This is a genomic window from Terrabacter sp. FW104-15G4B (assembly GCF_058790095.1).
This window is the reverse complement of sequence record NZ_JBYTCI010000030.1, coordinates 1-13,969: the sequence shown is the minus strand read 5'-3', so window position 1 is coordinate 13,969 and position 13,969 is coordinate 1. Positions and strand designations below refer to the sequence as shown.

The window sequence follows — 13,969 nt, the reverse complement described above, 5'->3', positions numbered from 1 at the left end:
CGCATGACCGAGCCCATCGCCGATCCAGGACCGTCGACGCCCGACGACGCCGACTGGACGTGGGTCCTGACCCGCCCCTGCCCCGACTGCGGCTTCGACACTGCGGCCGTTGCGCCGGGCGACGTGCCCGCGATTCTGCGCGACGCCGGGCAGCGGTTTGCCGTCCGGCTGGCTCACGACGACGCCCGCACCCGCCCGGACGAGGGCGTCTGGTCGCCCCTGGAGTACGCCTGCCACGCGCGCGACGTCTGCGACGTCATGCGTGGCCGGCTCGAGCAGATCCTTGCCGGCGGTGGCGAGCTCGTCGCCTTCGCCGACTGGGACCAGGACAGGACCGCCGTCGAGAAGGAGTACTGGCGCTCGGAGCCCCACGTCGTGGCGCGCGAGGTCACGGCCGCGTGCGAGGCTGCGGCGACGGCATACGCCATCCCTTCGGGTACACAGTGGGAGTGGCCGGCCCTGCGCAGCAACGGCTCGCAGTTCACGGCGCGCACGCTGGCCCTCTACTTCGTCCACGACATCCACCACCACCTCTGGGATGTGACCGCATGACCCTGCCCATCACCGTGCCCCTGCAGCTGCCCGAGCCACGCACGCCCGACCCGCACGACGCGCCTGCCATCCGGTGGGGCGTCCTGGCGCCGGGCGGGATCGCGCACGCCTTCGCCGACGCCGTCGCGGTGGGCACTGCGTCCTCGGTCGTCGCCGTGGGCTCGCGCAGCCGGGCGCGCGCCAGGGACTTCGCCGACGAGTTCGGCGTTTCGCGCGCGTACGGCTCCTACGAGGAGCTCGTCGCCGACGACGAGGTCGACGCGATCTACGTCGCGTCGCCGCACTCCGAGCACCACGACCACGCGCTGCTCGCCCTCCGGGCCGGCAAGCCGGTGCTCGTCGAGAAGGCCTTCACCCGCAGCGCCGCCGAGGCCCGCGAGGTGTTCGCCGCCGCCGAGGAGCAGGGCCTGCTCGTCGTCGAGGCGATGTGGAGCCGCTTCCTGCCGCACTACGACGTCGTCCGCCACGTCGTCGAGACCGGCCTCATCGGCGAGCTCGTCACCGTCTTCGCCGACCACGGCCAGCGCCTCTACCCCGACGGGCCCGCGCGACTGTCCCAGCCCGAGCTCGCGGGCGGCGCCCTGCTCGACCTCGGCGTCTACCCCGTGTCGTTCGCCGACCTCGTGCTCGGGGCGCCGTCGTCGGTCTCGGCGGTCGGCACCCTGACCGACCTGGGCGTCGACGCGACGACCACGATCACGGTCGCCGGCGCCGGGGGAGCGCACGGCGTGCTCTCGTGCACGATGGCGGGCGTCACGCCGTGTACGGCCGTGGTCGCGGGCACCGATGCCCGCCTCGAGCTGTCCGGGGCCTTCTACGGTGCGGGCTGCACGATCCGGCTCGTCGACCGCAACAACGAGGTCGTCGACGAGCGCCCCGGTGGGCTCACCGACGACGTGCGCGGGTTCTCTTACGAGGCAGCCGAGTTCGCGCGCTGCCTCACGGCCGGCGAGACGGAGTCGCCGCTCATGCCGCACGCGACGACCCTGCGCGTCATGGAGACGATGGACGACGTACGCCGTCAGGTCGGGGTTGTCTACCCCGGAGAGTGAGTCGGTGCTCGATGCGCACGAGAGGATGGGCGCCGTGAAGGCCGTCGTTCATCAGGAGTACGGGTCGCTGCCGGTGCTCGCCGACCTGCCCGCGCCGGAGTGTCCCGAGGACGGGGTGGTCATCTCGGTGCGGGCCACGGGCGTATGCCGGTCTGACTGGCACGCGTGGAAGGGGCACGACCCCGTGTCGTTGCCGCACGTGCCCGGCCACGAGCTGGCCGGTGTCGTGGCCGAGATCGGTGTCGAGGTGCGCCACTGGACGCCCGGCGACCGCGTCACGGTGCCTTTCGTGTGCGGTTGCGGGCGGTGCGCCTGGTGCGAGTCCGGGGAGGCGCAGGTCTGCCCCGACCAGACCCAGCCGGGCTTCACCGGTCCGGGGTCGTTCGCCGAGAAGGTCGCCATCCACGCCGCCGACACCAACCTGGTCCGGCTGCCGGAGTCGGTCGACTTCGTGACGGCGGCGTCTTTGGGCTGCCGGTTCGCAACCGCCTTCCGGGCCGTCACGACCCACGGCCGGATCGGCGCGGGCGACTGGCTGGCCGTCCACGGGTGCGGCGGGGTCGGGCTGTCCGCCGTGATGATCGGGGCGGCCCTGGGTGCGCGCGTGGTCGCCGTCGACGTGAACCCGGCTGCTCTGGAACGAGCCTCGTCGCTGGGCGCCGAGGCGGTCGTCGACGCCGGGAGCACCCCGGACGTGGCCGCAGCGGTGCGTGACCTCGCTGGAGGCGGGGCGCACGTGTCCCTGGATGCCTTCGGGTCGCCCGAGCTGACCGTGGCCTCGGTCCGCAGCCTCCGGCGGCGCGGCCGTCACGTGCAGGCGGGGCTGCTGCTCGGCCCGTCGTCGCAGCCCCCGCTCCCGATGGACCTCGTGGTGTCCCAGGAGCTGGAGATCTACGGCTCGCACGGCATGCCCGCCCGCGACTACCCGCCGATGCTCAGGCTGATCGAGGACGGCACCCTGCGGCCGGGCGAGCTCGTGGGACAGGTCATCGGACTCGAGGACGCGGGCACCGCCCTGGCCGCCATGGACCACTCCTCGGCCTCGGGGATGACCGTCGTGCGTCTCTGACCCGGCAGCCACGCGGGTGTGTCAGAGGGGGAAGCGGGTACGGCACAGTCCTCACGACACGAGGCGCCCCCGCGCGGGGCGCCACCGGCAGCAGGGAATCGGCATGACGGCATACAGCACGATCGTTCGCGCCACGCACCTGGTCACCAACGCAGCCTGGTTCGGCGGATCGCTGGCCGGGGCGGTGGCGCTCAACCCCGCCTCGCGGCAGGGCGATGACGCGCGTGAACGGGCCCGGATCGCGGACGCGGGTTGGCGACGGTGGGGCCCGGTGCAGGGTGCCGCGGTCGGGCTTCACCTGCTGAGCGGCATCGCCATCCTCGCCGACAACCGTCGCCGCGTCGTCGAGCACCGACCGACCGCGGCGGCCGTCTTCCTCAAGACGGCCCTGACCGGGGCGGCGCTCGTGGTGAGCGCCGAGGCATACCGGTCCGGCGCCGAGCTGGGCGATGCGCTGGAGCGCGCGGAGACCGATCCGGCGGCCCGGAAGGAGGCGAAGGCGTTGAGCAAGCGGATGCGCTGGCTGCAGTGGGCTACCCCTGCGACGACGGCAGGGGTCCTGGCGCTCGACGCCTACCTCGGCGAGCAGCAGCGCGGCGTCGCCGGACTGCTCGACCCGCCGTCGACCCTGATGAGCCGGTCGTGACGCACGACTTCGAGTTCGCCTTCGAGGGTCGCTACCGCCTGCCCGCCCTCGCGTTCGGGATCACGCCGGCCACCGCGCGAGTCACGGTCACCGATGACGAGTTCGTCGTGCGGTTCGGACCCTGGCGGCTGAACACGCCTCTCACGAACGTCTCCGGCACCCAGGTGACCACCGGGTATGCGTTCTACCGCACGGTGGGTCCGGCGCACCTGTCGCTGGCCGACCGAGGCGTCACCTTCGCGACGAGCTCGCGGCGGGGACTCTGCGTGTCGTTCGTCGAGCCGGTCCACGCCATCGAGCCCACCGGCATGCTCCGTCACCCAGCGGCGACGGTGACCGTCGCCGATCCCGGGGGGCTGGCGGCGGCCCTGCGTCACTGACGCGGAAGGGGCTTGCTCAGGCGTGCCCGCTCAGCCGGCCCAGGCGGTCGGCGAGGGCATCGACCATCGCGCCGGCGCGCTTGTCAGAGATCGACACCTTGCGGTCGCCGCCCTGGCTGGACACCGGCAGCACGTCGACAGAGAGCTTCGCGCCGCCCGCCAGGGCGCGCAGGGAGTCGACGCGGTCGGCGAACGGTGAGCCACTGCCGGGCGAGTAGTAGCGCACGACCTCGTCGATGTCATCCGGGTAGAGGTCGGTCTTCGTCACGGCGATGACGAGCCAGATCGGCTTCTGCCGGCGCACGGCCATCGAGGCGATCCGGTGTGACGTGATCGTCCAGTCCTCGAGCTCGGCCGCGAGCTGCTCCTCGCGGGTTGCCGCGGCGGCGCCCGTCGTGCCCGCGGCCCGGCGCGGCGTGGCGTGGCCGTTGGCGACCACGTGGATCACCCCGTCGACCGGCTCGTCGTGGAAGACCTCGTCGAGGGCGCCGAGTCGCGTCGCCGCGTTGTCACCCGGCACCACCAGGAAGCGGAAGCCGTGCAGGCGGGCGGTGCGGCGGGTCCGCCGTTCCATCACCGCCGAGCCGACCTGGGCCGCGGCGTCGTCGGACGCGCGCCGCGTCAGCCGGTCGACGAGCTGGCTCTTGCCCACCCCGGTCATTCCCGTCACGGCCACCAGTGGGTAGCGGTGCCGGAAGAGCCGGCTCAGCCGCTCCGGGGCCGCGGCGAGACCGGTCAGGAGCCCGCCGGCGACGGACGCGCCCAGGGCGGTGCGACTCGAAGTCGGCAGGATCGTCCTGATCCGGAATGGTGTCTGGGACACGAAGCCTCCTCGGCGTGCTGGTCGGGGGCCAGTTGGCACCCCAGCCTACGTTCCGTCAGTCACTGTCCGCGCACTCGGTGAGGTCGGCTCCGTGACGGGGCACCGGCCGGCGTCGAACAGCACCCCGTCCTGGCGAGAGGACGAGGTGCTGCAGTGACAACACTAGTTCTCCGGTGCCGGCGCCCGCACGCACGTAGCCTGAAGTCGACCCGCGACCGTGGATCACTTCAACGATGAAGGACGCCGGATGCCCAAGCTGATCGCTACTCACGAAGTCGACGACGTTGCCCACTGGAGTGCCTCCCCCAAGCGCGAGGAGGTCTTCGCATCCGTCGCGACCGACATCCGCACCTTCATCGACCCGAGCCGACCGCACCACGTCGGCCTCACCATGGACGTTGCCGACATGGCTGCGTTCCAGGAGGCGTTGGAGAGCGAGGCAGGCGTGGAGGCGATGCGGTACGACGGTGTACATCCGGACACGCTCGTCGTCTACGTGGAGGCCTGACCCGTACTCACTGACTCGATGCGATCGAGACGCACCGACGCCTCGATCGCGCGCAGCGACCTGCTGCCGTGGGACGATCGCCGTGGAGCGTTCGGCACGGGTCCGGGCCGCCGAGTGAGGGGGCGCAGGTGTTCGACATGAACGGCATGGAGGCCTTCATGGTCGTTCTTCCGATCGTGGGGGTTCTCGTTCTCGGAGTGATCGCCTTCGTGGTCGCCAGGGGCGTCCTGCAGTGGCGGGCGAACGAGGCGTCCCCACTGCGCAGCGTCGACGCGCTCGTCGTCTCGCGCCGCACCGACGTGCGCAGTCGTGAAGACCGGATGGGCAGCACCAGCTACTTCGTCACGTTCGAGGAGCCGAGCGGTGAGCGCCTCGAGCTGCAGGTCAGCGGCCGCGACTTCGGCCAGTTCGCCGAGGGGGACCGGGGTCACCTCATGCACCAGGGCACCCGCTTCAAGGGGTTCACGCGACAGAACGTCGTCGACGGCCCGCGCTGAGCACGCGTACGCCTTCGGTCGGGACGGCATACCTGGTCCGGCGGGTTGTCGGAACTTCGTGGCACGCCCATGTCGATCGGGGCTGCCGCCACTCGTGGAGGTGGTGACGGCGCACGGCACCCTGGCCGGCGCCCCCGATCCAGGGAGACCACGATGGACACCACCCGACCGCGAACCTCCGGCACCGCCCGCGCCGCGACCTGTGAGCAGGGATGGACGACGACCAACGTCACCCGCAGCCTGCTCGGCTGGGGCGCCGTGGCCGCTCCCTTCTACGTCGTCGTGTCGCTCGCCCAGGCGGTCACCCGCGAGGGCTTCGACCTGACCCGCCACCAGTGGAGCCTGCTCGAGAACGGCCACCTCGGCTGGGTCCAGGTCGCCAACTTCGTCCTCACCGGAGCCATGGTCCTGGCGTCCGCCGTCGGTCTGAGGGGGGCGCTGGCAGGTGGGTGGGGCCGCCGCACCGCGCCGGCTCTCGTGGCCCTCTTCGGCGCCTGTCTCCTCGCCGCGGGCGTCCTGCGGGCCGACCCGGCGCTCGGCTTCCCCGTCGGCGCGCCAGAGGGTGTCGGCACCGTCACAGCCCACGGCATCGGTCACCTCGTGGCGGCGGGGATCGGTTTCGTCGCCATCGCGGTCAGCTGCTTCGTGTTGGGGCGCCGCTTCGCGGCGGAGGGCCACAGCGGCCTGGCCCGGTTCTCGCGCATCACCGGCGTCGTCTTCCTCGCCGGGTTCCTCGCCGTGGCGTCCGGCGCGGGTAGCGTCGCGGCCAACATCCTCTTCACCTGCGCCGTGGTCCTCGTCTTCGCGTGGATCGCCGTCGTGGCCGTCCACCTCTACCGGTCGCTCGCCGGCTGACCGCGTCACCAGCACCCAACCGAACGATTCCCGACAGAACGAGGAGAGTCCCATGCGTTACATCACCGTCCTCAAGGGCACGCAGCCCGCAGGACCACCGCCGGAAGGTCTCATGCCCGCGATCATGGAGCTCGGCGCCGAGGCCGCCTCCTCGGGCGCCCTGCTCGACACCGCCGGGCTCGCGTCCAGCGCGGCCGGCGCCAGGGTCACCGTCACCGGGGGCGAGCTGTCCGTCATGGACGGGCCGTTCGCCGAGGCGAAGGAGTACATCTCGTATGCGGTCTACGAGGTGCGGTCCAAGGAAGAGGCCGTCGAGTGGGCCTCACGTTTCATGCAGCTGCACTCCGACCGGTGGCCCGGCTGGCAGGGCGAGTGCGACGTCATCAAGATCATGGGACCGGAGGACTTCGGCACGCCGCAGTGACGTCCGCTGCCCGCCGTTCGAGGTGATCGCGCGATCCACGCCGAGGGCGCGATCACCTCGAACCCGCATGCGCCGTAAAGTCGACAGGTGAGCGACCAGGCAGCCGAGCAGCACGTCGCCGCCGCGCGCCGAGCGGTCGAGGCCGTGTGGCGCATCGAGTCCGGTCGCCTCGTGGCGGGGCTCGCCAGGGTGACCGGTGACGTCGGGCTCGCCGAGGACCTCGCCCAGGAGGCCCTGCTCGCGGCTCTCGAGCAGTGGCCGGCCTCCGGCATCCCGCCGAACCCCGGCGGCTGGCTCATGACGACGGCGAAGCGCCGGGCGATCGACGTCCACCGGCGTGCGACGACCTACGAGCGCAAGGTCGCCGTCCTCCTGCGCGACGTGGCCGCAGACGAGCCGGCCGTCGACTCCGACCGTCACGTCGACGCCCTCGACGATCACGTCGGGGACGACCTGCTGCGTCTCGTCCTCACCGCCTGTCACCCGGTGCTGTCGCTCGAGTCACGGGTCGCGCTCACGCTTCGCTGCCTCGGTGGCCTGTCGACCGACGAGATCGCCCGAGCCTTCCTCGTCCCCGAGTCGACGATGGCGCAACGGATCGTCCGGGCCAAGAACACGTTGCGCGACAGACAGATCCGCTTCGAGCTGCCGTCCTCCGCTGAGCTCCCCGAACGACTGAGTGCCGTGCTCGAGGTCGTCTACCTGGTCTTCAACGAAGGGTATGCCGCGACCTCCGGGGAGGACTGGGTGCGGCCCGCCCTCTGCCAGGAGGCGATGCGGCTCGGCCGGGTGCTTGCCTCGCTGCTGCCGGACGAGCCCGAGGTGCACGGCCTGCTCGCGCTCATGGAGCTCCAGGCCTCGCGGCTACCGGCACGCGTCGACGCGGACGGCCAGCCGGTGCTGCTGCCCGACCAGGACCGTCGACTCTGGGACCGGCTCCTGCTGCGGCGCGGCCTCGCATCGCTGGGGCGCGCCGAGCAATGCGGGAAACCCCTGGGGCCGTATGCCGTCCAGGCAGCGATCGCCGCCTGTCACGCCCGAACGTCGCACCCAGAGGACACCGACTGGGCGCGCATCACCGACCTCTACGGGCTGCTCGCCAGCATCTGGCCCTCGCCGGTCGTGGAGGTGAACCGTGCTGTGGCCGTGGGGTATACGGCCGGACCGGAGGCTGGACTCGCCGTCGTGGATGCTGTCGTAGCGGCCGGGCGGGTCGTGGACTACCCGCACCTGCACGCCGTGCGCGGTGACCTGCTCGAGCGCGCCGGACGGCATCCGGAGTCGGTCGAGGCCTTCGAGCGAGCGGCGGCGCTCACGCGCAGCGAGGCCGAGCGGTCGATCTTCGCGGCACGGGCAGCGACCGCCCGGGCCCACTGCTGACCGGCCGTCCGCCCCGGGGCGCGCGGATGCTGTAGGTCAACGGTGTTCAGGCACCCGAGCTGTTGGGGTCGCGCCAGCGGCGCTCGAACGGCAGGCGCCAGGTGAACGGCGCGACGAGCTGGTGGATCTGGTTGGGGCCCCACGTCCCCGGGTCGTAGGGCCGCACGATCGGCGGGTTGTCGAGCAGGGGCTGGCTGATCTCCCAGAGGCGCTCGATGCCGTCGGCGGACGTGAAGAGGGTCCGGTCGCCGCGAGCGGCGTCGTAGATGAGCCGCTCGTAGGCCTCCAAAACCGCTCCGGCCCAGTCGGTCTCGCCCATGGAGAACTGCATCGACAGCTTGTCGAGCTTCATGCCGGGGCCGGGACGCTTGCCGTAGAAGGACAGCGACATCCGCGACCGGTCGGCAAGGTCGAAGGTCAGGTGGTCCGGGCCGTTGTCGCCGACGCCGGAGCCGGCCGGGAACATCGAGCGGGGCGGCTCCTTGAACGCGATCGAGATGATGCGCGCGCCGTCGGCAAGGCGCTTGCCGGTGCGGAGGTAGAACGGCACGCCCGCCCAGCGCCAGTTGTCGACAAAGCACTTGAGCGCGACGAACGTCTCCGTCTGGCTGTCGTGCTTGACGCCGACCACGTCGCGGTAGCCGACGTACTGGCCGCGCACGACGTGGTGCGGTTCGATGGGCGACATCGAGCGGAAGACCTTGTTCTTCTCCTCGCTGATGGCATACGGCTCGAGCGCGGTCGGTGGCTCCATCGCGGTGAAGGCGAGCACCTGGAAGAGGTGGGTGACGACCATGTCGCGGTAGGCGCCGGTGCTCTCGTAGAAGTCGGCGCGCTGCGCGAGGCCCAGCGTCTCCGGCACGTCGATCTGGATGTGGTCGATGTGGTTGCGGTGCCAGATCGGCTCGAAGAGGCCGTTGGCGAAGCGGAAGGCGAGGATGTTCTGCGCCGCCTCCTTGCCGAGGAAGTGGTCGATGCGGAAGATCTGCTCCTCGTCGAAGACCTCGTGCAGCTCGGCGTTGAGCGCTCGCGCGCTCGCCAGGTCGGTGCCGAAGGGCTTCTCCATGATGATCCGGCTGCGCTCCACGAGGCCGGCCTCGGCGAGCTGGTGCACGACGGCGAGTGCCGCCTTGGGTGGCACGGAGAGGTAGTGCAGGCGCCTCGCGTCGGGCCCGAGGATCGCCTCCGACTCGTCGACGGCCTTGCGTATGCCGTCCGGCCCGAGGCTGCCCGGCACCCAGTGGATGCGGTCGGCGAACTCGCGCAGGTCGTCGTCGCTGACCTTGTGGCTGCTGTGCTCGCGCACGGAGGTGAGCACGAGGTCGAGGAACTCGTCGCGGCTCAGCTCGTCGAGCGACGTGGCGACGACGCGCAGCCCTTCGAGCAGCTGGGACTGGTGCAGGTGCAGCATGCCGGGCAGCAGCTTGCGACGAGCGAGGTCTCCGGTGGCGCCGAACAGGACGACGGTGGTGGCTGGCATGTGTCCAGCGTCGCGCAGATCGGACGCCAGCGGGAGGGGCGCAGCGCGACAAACACCGCAAGCCCCGAAGCCTTCCGGTGACGGAGGGTGGACGACCCGGACGCTGATGCGCAACTACTCCGTCGTGAACGCACACGTCTGGGACGTGCCGGTGCCGCGGCGCACCCAGCTGCAGGCGCGGCGGGCGACGCCCACGTCAACCGTCGAGGATTCACGCAACACCCCGAGCTGAGCCGGCCGCAGGCCTATGCTCGGCGCATGCTCATTCTCGGCATGATCCTCTTCGGCATGCTCGTCGGCGCCGCCGCCCAGCTGGTCCTGGGCCGTGATGGCAAGAGCATCGACTGGACGATGGCCATCGTCGCCGGTCTCGTCGGCTCCTTCGTGGGCGGCCTGCTCTCCAGCCTCCTCTCGGGTGACGGCATCGCGCTGCGGCCCAGCGGCATTCTCGGCTCGATCGTCGGCGCGGTCGTCGTCACCGCCGTTTGGCGCTGGAGCCGGACCCGCAGCGTCACCCGCTGACGCGGGTCCGGTCACAGCACGTCGACCGCGACCCGGCCGCGCGCGACGACCCACCGGTGGGTCAGCCGTATGCCGTCCAGCAGCCTCTCGTCGTGGCTGACGACGAGCACGGTGCCCCCGAAGGCCGCCACGGCGGCCTCGAGCTGCTCGATGGCGTCGACGTCGAGGTGGTTGGTCGGCTCGTCGAGGACGAGGACGTTGACCTCGCGGCCCTGGAAGAGGGCCATCAGCGCACGGGTGCGCTCACCCATCGAGAGGCTCCGCGCCGGGCGGGAGACGTGCTCGGAGCCGAGCGCGAACTTCGCCAGCAGGGTGCGCACGTCGGCGACCGGCCACTCCCGGCCGGTCTTCGGGGCGGGGCCGAGCTCACGCCGCACGACGTCGAGGACGCTCTCATCGCGGTCGAGCAGCTGCCGGCGCTGGTCGATGACGCCCACCGACACGCGTGTGCCCAGCGACTGTCGCCCGGACGTCAGCTCCAGGTCCCCGAGCAGGGCGGCGAGCAGGGTCGTCTTGCCCGACCCGTTGTCACCGACGAGCGCGATGCGGTCACCCCGGCCGACGACGACGCTGACCGGGCCGAGCCGGAAGCCGTGTCGTTCGACGACGGCCTCGGACAGCGTCGAAACGACGTCGGCTGACTGCCTGCCCTCGGTGATGGCGTAGCGCAGCTGCCACTCCTTGCGCGGCTGCGGCGCAGCCTCGAGGCGGTCGGCCGCGCGCTCCAGCCGGGCCCCCTTCGCGCCCTGGCGGTCTGCGCGGGCGCGGTGCTTCTCGCGGATGTGCTTGTCCGGCTCCTTGCCGAGGGCCACGTTGCGCCGGCCCCGGTCGGCCCAGTCCTGGCGCCGCCGGGACTGCGCGAGCAGCGCGTCGTGGGTGGCGGCATACCCCTCGTAGGCCTCCCAGGCGTGGGCGCGCTCGAGGTCGCGCTGGGCGACGTAGTGGCTCCAGCCACCGGTGTAGTGGCCGATGCGCTGCTGGCGCACGTCCAGCTCGACGACGCCAGTGGCCACGGCGTCGAGGAAGGTGCGGTCGTGGCTCGCGATGAGGACCGGGCCCTCATGGGCCTGCACGAACTCGGCCATGAGGGCGAGGCCCCGGGTGTCGAGGTCGTTGGTCGGCTCGTCGAGGAGCAGCACGTCGTAGTGGCTGAGCAGCACCGCGACGAGGCACGCGCGAGCGGCCTGACCGCCCGACAGCGTGCCGAGCGGACGATCCGACGCGACGCCGAGCCCGACCCGCGCAGCCACCTCCGGGAGGCGCTCGTCGAGGTCGGCGGCGCCGCGGGCGAGCCAGCGCTCGAGGGCGAGCGCGTAGCGGTCCTCGGCTCCCTCGTCGCCGGCCGCGATCGCGCCCGAGGCCGCCTCGAGCTCAGTGTCCGCGGCCGTCACGCCGGTGCGCCGGCGGGCATACGTCAGCAGCGTCTCGGACGGGTCGGGCACGACCTGCGGCAGCCAGCCGATCGTCGCGTGGCGCGGGGCGAGGCTGATCGTGCCGGACTCGATCGGCAGCTCCCCGACGATGGTGCGCATCAGCGTCGACTTGCCGGAGCCGTTCGGGCCGACGACGGCGGTCACGTCGCCGTCGGCGAGCGTCAGGTCGAGACCGGAGAAGAGGGTGCGCGCGCCGAACGCGACGTCGAGCCCGGAGATGGTGAGGGTGGAAGACATGTGAGGTCCTGGATGGTCGGCAGGGCCCCGCGGGCGACGTCAGACGCAGGTCGACGGGTGAGCGCGCGGGCGGGCACGGGGCATCAGGAGATCCACACAAGGAGAGACCGTATGCGTCGTCCCCTTCGCCGCGCCACCTTTTTTCCGCCCCACCCTTCTCCCGCTCCCCTCATCAACGAACGCGGCGTTCGATCTCGAAAGCGGTGTTCCGACAGTGAGTTCGCCACCGAACACCGCGTTCGGCAGGGGTCGACGGGGACTAGCCCCCGTCGGCGGCTCGGGCTTCGATGAGGTGCCGGGAGGAATGCGCGACGAACGGATGACCGCTGCGCATCGAGGCGTCGAGCGCTCGCAGCGTCCCCTCGTACTTCGCCACCGAGAAGTCGGGCACCCACCACACGCACTTGCGCAGCGTCCAGACGATGGCACCCACGTCGTGGAACTCCATCCGGCACCGCGCTCGCTGCAGGTCAATGACCTCCAACCCGTGCTGTTGCGCGGCGGCCACGTCACGGTCCGGGTCACGGCCCTTGCGTTCCTCGGGGAGGGGCCCGAGGAAGCACTCGATGAGTTCGAACGCCGAGGCCGGACCCACGTGCTGCGCCAAGTAGTGCCCTCCCGGCTCCAGGAGCCTGGAGATCTCGGCCCAGTCGGGCCGCACCGGATGGCGGGAGGTCACCAGTTCGAAGGAGTGGTCCGGGAAGGGAAGCGCGCCTTGCGTGCACTCGACCACCTGCACTCCTCGTGCGCCCAGCAGCCGACGCGCCCGCTCGGCGTTAACCGGCCAGCCCTCGGTGACGACCATGGTGGGAGGCAGCGTCGGAGCCTCGCCGACGACTTCACCACCGCCCGTGTCGAGGTCCACGGCGGACGCCACCCGGGCCAGGCGTTCGGCCAGCAGTCGGGCATAACCCCACGGCGGGCGCTCCTCGGTGGCGCGGCCCTCGAGCCACCCGAAACCCCAACCGCCGACGTCTGAAGCCTCTGCCTCTGCCACCAGCTCCTCGAACGCCCGCATGACGGGCAGAGTCGCAATGGTTCGGAGCTGCGTCAACCGGTTTGCCCTGCCTGTCCGACCCTGAGCGGCGACCCTGATGGGCCTCAGGGTCCCAGCGCGCCCGGTTCGGGGTCGGAATCAGGTTGGTGACGGATGTGCAGCCACCTGCTCCTCGGAGAGGGTGAAGCCCATGATCACAGTGGAACGACTCACCAAGCGCTACGGCCCCTTCACGGCCGTCGACGACGTCTCGTTCGAGGTGAAGCCCGGCCTCGTCACCGGCTTCCTCGGACCCAACGGCGCCGGCAAGACGACCGCGATGCGCGTCATGGCCGGCCTGACCCCAGCGAGCTCGGGCCGCGCGACGGTCCTCGGCAAGCCGTATGCCGCCCTGCCGAACCCGGGCCGCCACGTCGGCCTCCTGCTCGACGCCTCGGCGCAGCACGCCGGCCGCACCGGCCGCGAGGTGCTGACCCTCGGCGCGATCCTCATGGGCGTCGGCAGGCACCGCGTCGACGAGATGGTCGAGCTCGTCGGCCTGACCGAGAAGGAGGCGAGCCGCCGCGTGCGCAACTACTCCCTCGGCATGCGCCAGCGCCTCGGCATCGCCCACGCCCTGCTCGGCGACCCGGAGGTGCTCATCCTCGACGAGCCGGCCAACGGCCTGGACCCGGCCGGCATCCGGTGGATGCGCGACCTGCTCCGCGGCTACGCCAACGAGGGCGGCACGGTGCTGCTGAGCTCGCACCTGCTGAATGAGATCGAGCGCGTCGCCGACGAGATCATCGTCATCGGGCACGGCAAGATCGTCGCCCAGGGCACCAAGGACGAGCTGCTCGCGGGCGCCGGCACCTACACCCGCTCCACCGACGACGACGCCCTGCTGGGCGCGCTCGCCGCCGAGTCGATCGTCGCCCAGCGCACCCCGACCGGGGGTCTGCAGGTCGAGGCCGAGCCCATCGCCGTCGGCCGGGTGGCAGCGGCACACCAGATCATCCTGACCGAGCTGCGTGGTGGCGACAGCCGGGGCCTCGAGGAGATGTTCCTCGACCTCACGGCCGACGCCGCCCGAGAGGAGGTGGCGGCATGACCGCCACCACCACCACCCCAACCC

Annotated in this window: 16 protein-coding genes; 12 read left to right on the top strand and 4 right to left on the bottom strand. The window is 71.7% G+C overall.

Going from position 1 to position 13,969, the window contains the following annotated elements; all coding sequences use genetic code 11:
• Positions 1 to 3: 3 nt before the first annotated feature.
• The 5 genes from AC3WRT_RS17680 (at position 4) to AC3WRT_RS17660 (ending at position 3,699) form a co-directional block, all read left to right on the top strand.
• Complete coding sequence (locus tag AC3WRT_RS17680; protein ID WP_492724244.1) at positions 4 to 552, top strand: DinB family protein; 549 nt, start codon at positions 4 to 6, stop codon at positions 550 to 552.
• Positions 549 to 1,604 carry a Gfo/Idh/MocA family protein gene (locus AC3WRT_RS17675; protein ID WP_492724243.1) on the top strand — a complete coding sequence of 352 codons (1,056 nt, stop codon included), beginning with the start codon at positions 549 to 551 and terminating at the stop codon, positions 1,602 to 1,604. The genes AC3WRT_RS17680 and AC3WRT_RS17675 overlap by 4 nt, the downstream gene beginning before the upstream one ends.
• A gap of 34 nt (positions 1,605 to 1,638) precedes the next feature.
• The gene (locus tag AC3WRT_RS17670; protein ID WP_492724242.1) at positions 1,639 to 2,673 is read left to right on the top strand and encodes a zinc-dependent alcohol dehydrogenase family protein; all 1,035 of its coding nucleotides are present in this window, start codon (positions 1,639 to 1,641) and stop codon (positions 2,671 to 2,673) included.
• A gap of 103 nt (positions 2,674 to 2,776) precedes the next feature.
• Positions 2,777 to 3,319, top strand: a complete 543-nt coding sequence (locus tag AC3WRT_RS17665) for a hypothetical protein (RefSeq protein ID WP_492724241.1) — start codon at positions 2,777 to 2,779, stop codon at positions 3,317 to 3,319.
• Complete coding sequence (locus AC3WRT_RS17660; protein ID WP_492724240.1) at positions 3,316 to 3,699, top strand: hypothetical protein; 384 nt, start codon at positions 3,316 to 3,318, stop codon at positions 3,697 to 3,699. Before AC3WRT_RS17665 ends, AC3WRT_RS17660 begins: the two co-directional genes overlap by 4 nt.
• Positions 3,700 to 3,715: 16 nt before the next feature.
• On the opposite strand, the gene AC3WRT_RS17655 is transcribed toward AC3WRT_RS17660, so the two are convergent.
• The gene (locus AC3WRT_RS17655) at positions 3,716 to 4,522 is read right to left on the bottom strand and encodes a GTPase (protein ID WP_492724238.1); all 807 of its coding nucleotides are present in this window, start codon (positions 4,520 to 4,522) and stop codon (positions 3,716 to 3,718) included.
• Between the two features lie 247 nt (positions 4,523 to 4,769).
• Here AC3WRT_RS17655 and AC3WRT_RS17650 point away from each other — a divergent pair, with 247 nt between their 5' ends.
• The 5 genes from AC3WRT_RS17650 (at position 4,770) to AC3WRT_RS17630 (ending at position 8,186) form a co-directional block, all read left to right on the top strand.
• Entirely contained in the window at positions 4,770 to 5,030 is a 261-nt protein-coding gene (locus AC3WRT_RS17650) for a hypothetical protein (RefSeq protein WP_492724236.1), read from the top strand.
• Between the two features lie 137 nt (positions 5,031 to 5,167).
• Positions 5,168 to 5,527 carry a DUF2500 domain-containing protein gene (locus AC3WRT_RS17645; protein WP_492724266.1) on the top strand — a complete coding sequence of 120 codons (360 nt, stop codon included), beginning with the start codon at positions 5,168 to 5,170 and terminating at the stop codon, positions 5,525 to 5,527.
• Positions 5,528 to 5,680: 153 nt separating this feature from the next.
• Positions 5,681 to 6,382 (top strand): DUF998 domain-containing protein, encoded by a 702-nt coding sequence (locus AC3WRT_RS17640; RefSeq protein ID WP_492724234.1) that lies wholly within the window; start codon positions 5,681 to 5,683, stop codon positions 6,380 to 6,382.
• A 52-nt stretch (positions 6,383 to 6,434) separates the two neighbouring features.
• On the top strand, positions 6,435 to 6,806 hold the full coding sequence (locus AC3WRT_RS17635; protein WP_492724232.1) for a YciI family protein: 372 nt from the start codon (positions 6,435 to 6,437) through the stop codon (positions 6,804 to 6,806).
• Between the two features lie 87 nt (positions 6,807 to 6,893).
• Positions 6,894 to 8,186: an RNA polymerase sigma factor gene (locus tag AC3WRT_RS17630; protein WP_492724231.1), complete on the top strand. Its 1,293-nt coding sequence runs from the start codon at positions 6,894 to 6,896 to the stop codon at positions 8,184 to 8,186.
• A 46-nt stretch (positions 8,187 to 8,232) separates the two neighbouring features.
• Here AC3WRT_RS17630 and zwf read toward each other — a convergent pair whose 3' ends face one another.
• Positions 8,233 to 9,666: a glucose-6-phosphate dehydrogenase gene (gene zwf / locus AC3WRT_RS17625; RefSeq protein WP_492724229.1), complete on the bottom strand. Its 1,434-nt coding sequence runs from the start codon at positions 9,664 to 9,666 to the stop codon at positions 8,233 to 8,235.
• Between the two features lie 258 nt (positions 9,667 to 9,924).
• Between zwf and AC3WRT_RS17620 the strand changes: the two genes are divergently transcribed.
• Positions 9,925 to 10,188, top strand: coding sequence for a GlsB/YeaQ/YmgE family stress response membrane protein (locus AC3WRT_RS17620; RefSeq protein ID WP_492724227.1), 264 nt, complete (start codon positions 9,925 to 9,927; stop codon positions 10,186 to 10,188).
• 11 nt (positions 10,189 to 10,199) lie between these two features.
• On the opposite strand, the gene AC3WRT_RS17615 is transcribed toward AC3WRT_RS17620, so the two are convergent.
• Together AC3WRT_RS17615 and AC3WRT_RS17610 are read right to left on the bottom strand one after the other, a co-directional pair.
• Positions 10,200 to 11,858, bottom strand: coding sequence for an ABC-F family ATP-binding cassette domain-containing protein (locus AC3WRT_RS17615; protein WP_492724225.1), 1,659 nt, complete (start codon positions 11,856 to 11,858; stop codon positions 10,200 to 10,202).
• Between the two features lie 259 nt (positions 11,859 to 12,117).
• Positions 12,118 to 12,876: a methyltransferase domain-containing protein gene (locus AC3WRT_RS17610; protein WP_492724223.1), complete on the bottom strand. Its 759-nt coding sequence runs from the start codon at positions 12,874 to 12,876 to the stop codon at positions 12,118 to 12,120.
• Between the two features lie 169 nt (positions 12,877 to 13,045).
• Between AC3WRT_RS17610 and AC3WRT_RS17605 the strand changes: the two genes are divergently transcribed.
• On the top strand, positions 13,046 to 13,945 hold the full coding sequence (locus AC3WRT_RS17605; protein ID WP_492724221.1) for an ABC transporter ATP-binding protein: 900 nt from the start codon (positions 13,046 to 13,048) through the stop codon (positions 13,943 to 13,945).
• Positions 13,946 to 13,969 lie beyond the last annotated feature (24 nt).

Excerpts from the sequence above, each read along its gene's own strand:
- AC3WRT_RS17680 (WP_492724244.1), top strand. The coding sequence starts at position 4 with ATGACCGAGCCCATCGCCGATCCAGGACCGTCGACGCCCGACGACGCC.
- AC3WRT_RS17675 (WP_492724243.1), top strand. The coding sequence starts at position 549 with ATGACCCTGCCCATCACCGTGCCCCTGCAGCTGCCCGAGCCACGCACG.
- AC3WRT_RS17665 (WP_492724241.1), top strand. The coding sequence starts at position 2,777 with ATGACGGCATACAGCACGATCGTTCGCGCCACGCACCTGGTCACCAAC.
- AC3WRT_RS17650 (WP_492724236.1), top strand. The coding sequence starts at position 4,770 with ATGCCCAAGCTGATCGCTACTCACGAAGTCGACGACGTTGCCCACTGG.
- AC3WRT_RS17645 (WP_492724266.1), top strand. The coding sequence starts at position 5,168 with ATGAACGGCATGGAGGCCTTCATGGTCGTTCTTCCGATCGTGGGGGTT.
- AC3WRT_RS17640 (WP_492724234.1), top strand. The coding sequence starts at position 5,681 with ATGGACACCACCCGACCGCGAACCTCCGGCACCGCCCGCGCCGCGACC.
- AC3WRT_RS17635 (WP_492724232.1), top strand. The coding sequence starts at position 6,435 with ATGCGTTACATCACCGTCCTCAAGGGCACGCAGCCCGCAGGACCACCG.
- zwf (WP_492724229.1), bottom strand. The coding sequence starts at position 9,666 with ATGCCAGCCACCACCGTCGTCCTGTTCGGCGCCACCGGAGACCTCGCT.
- AC3WRT_RS17620 (WP_492724227.1), top strand. The coding sequence starts at position 9,925 with ATGCTCATTCTCGGCATGATCCTCTTCGGCATGCTCGTCGGCGCCGCC.
- AC3WRT_RS17615 (WP_492724225.1), bottom strand. The coding sequence starts at position 11,858 with ATGTCTTCCACCCTCACCATCTCCGGGCTCGACGTCGCGTTCGGCGCG.
- AC3WRT_RS17610 (WP_492724223.1), bottom strand. The coding sequence starts at position 12,876 with ATGCGGGCGTTCGAGGAGCTGGTGGCAGAGGCAGAGGCTTCAGACGTC.
- AC3WRT_RS17605 (WP_492724221.1), top strand. The coding sequence starts at position 13,046 with ATGATCACAGTGGAACGACTCACCAAGCGCTACGGCCCCTTCACGGCC.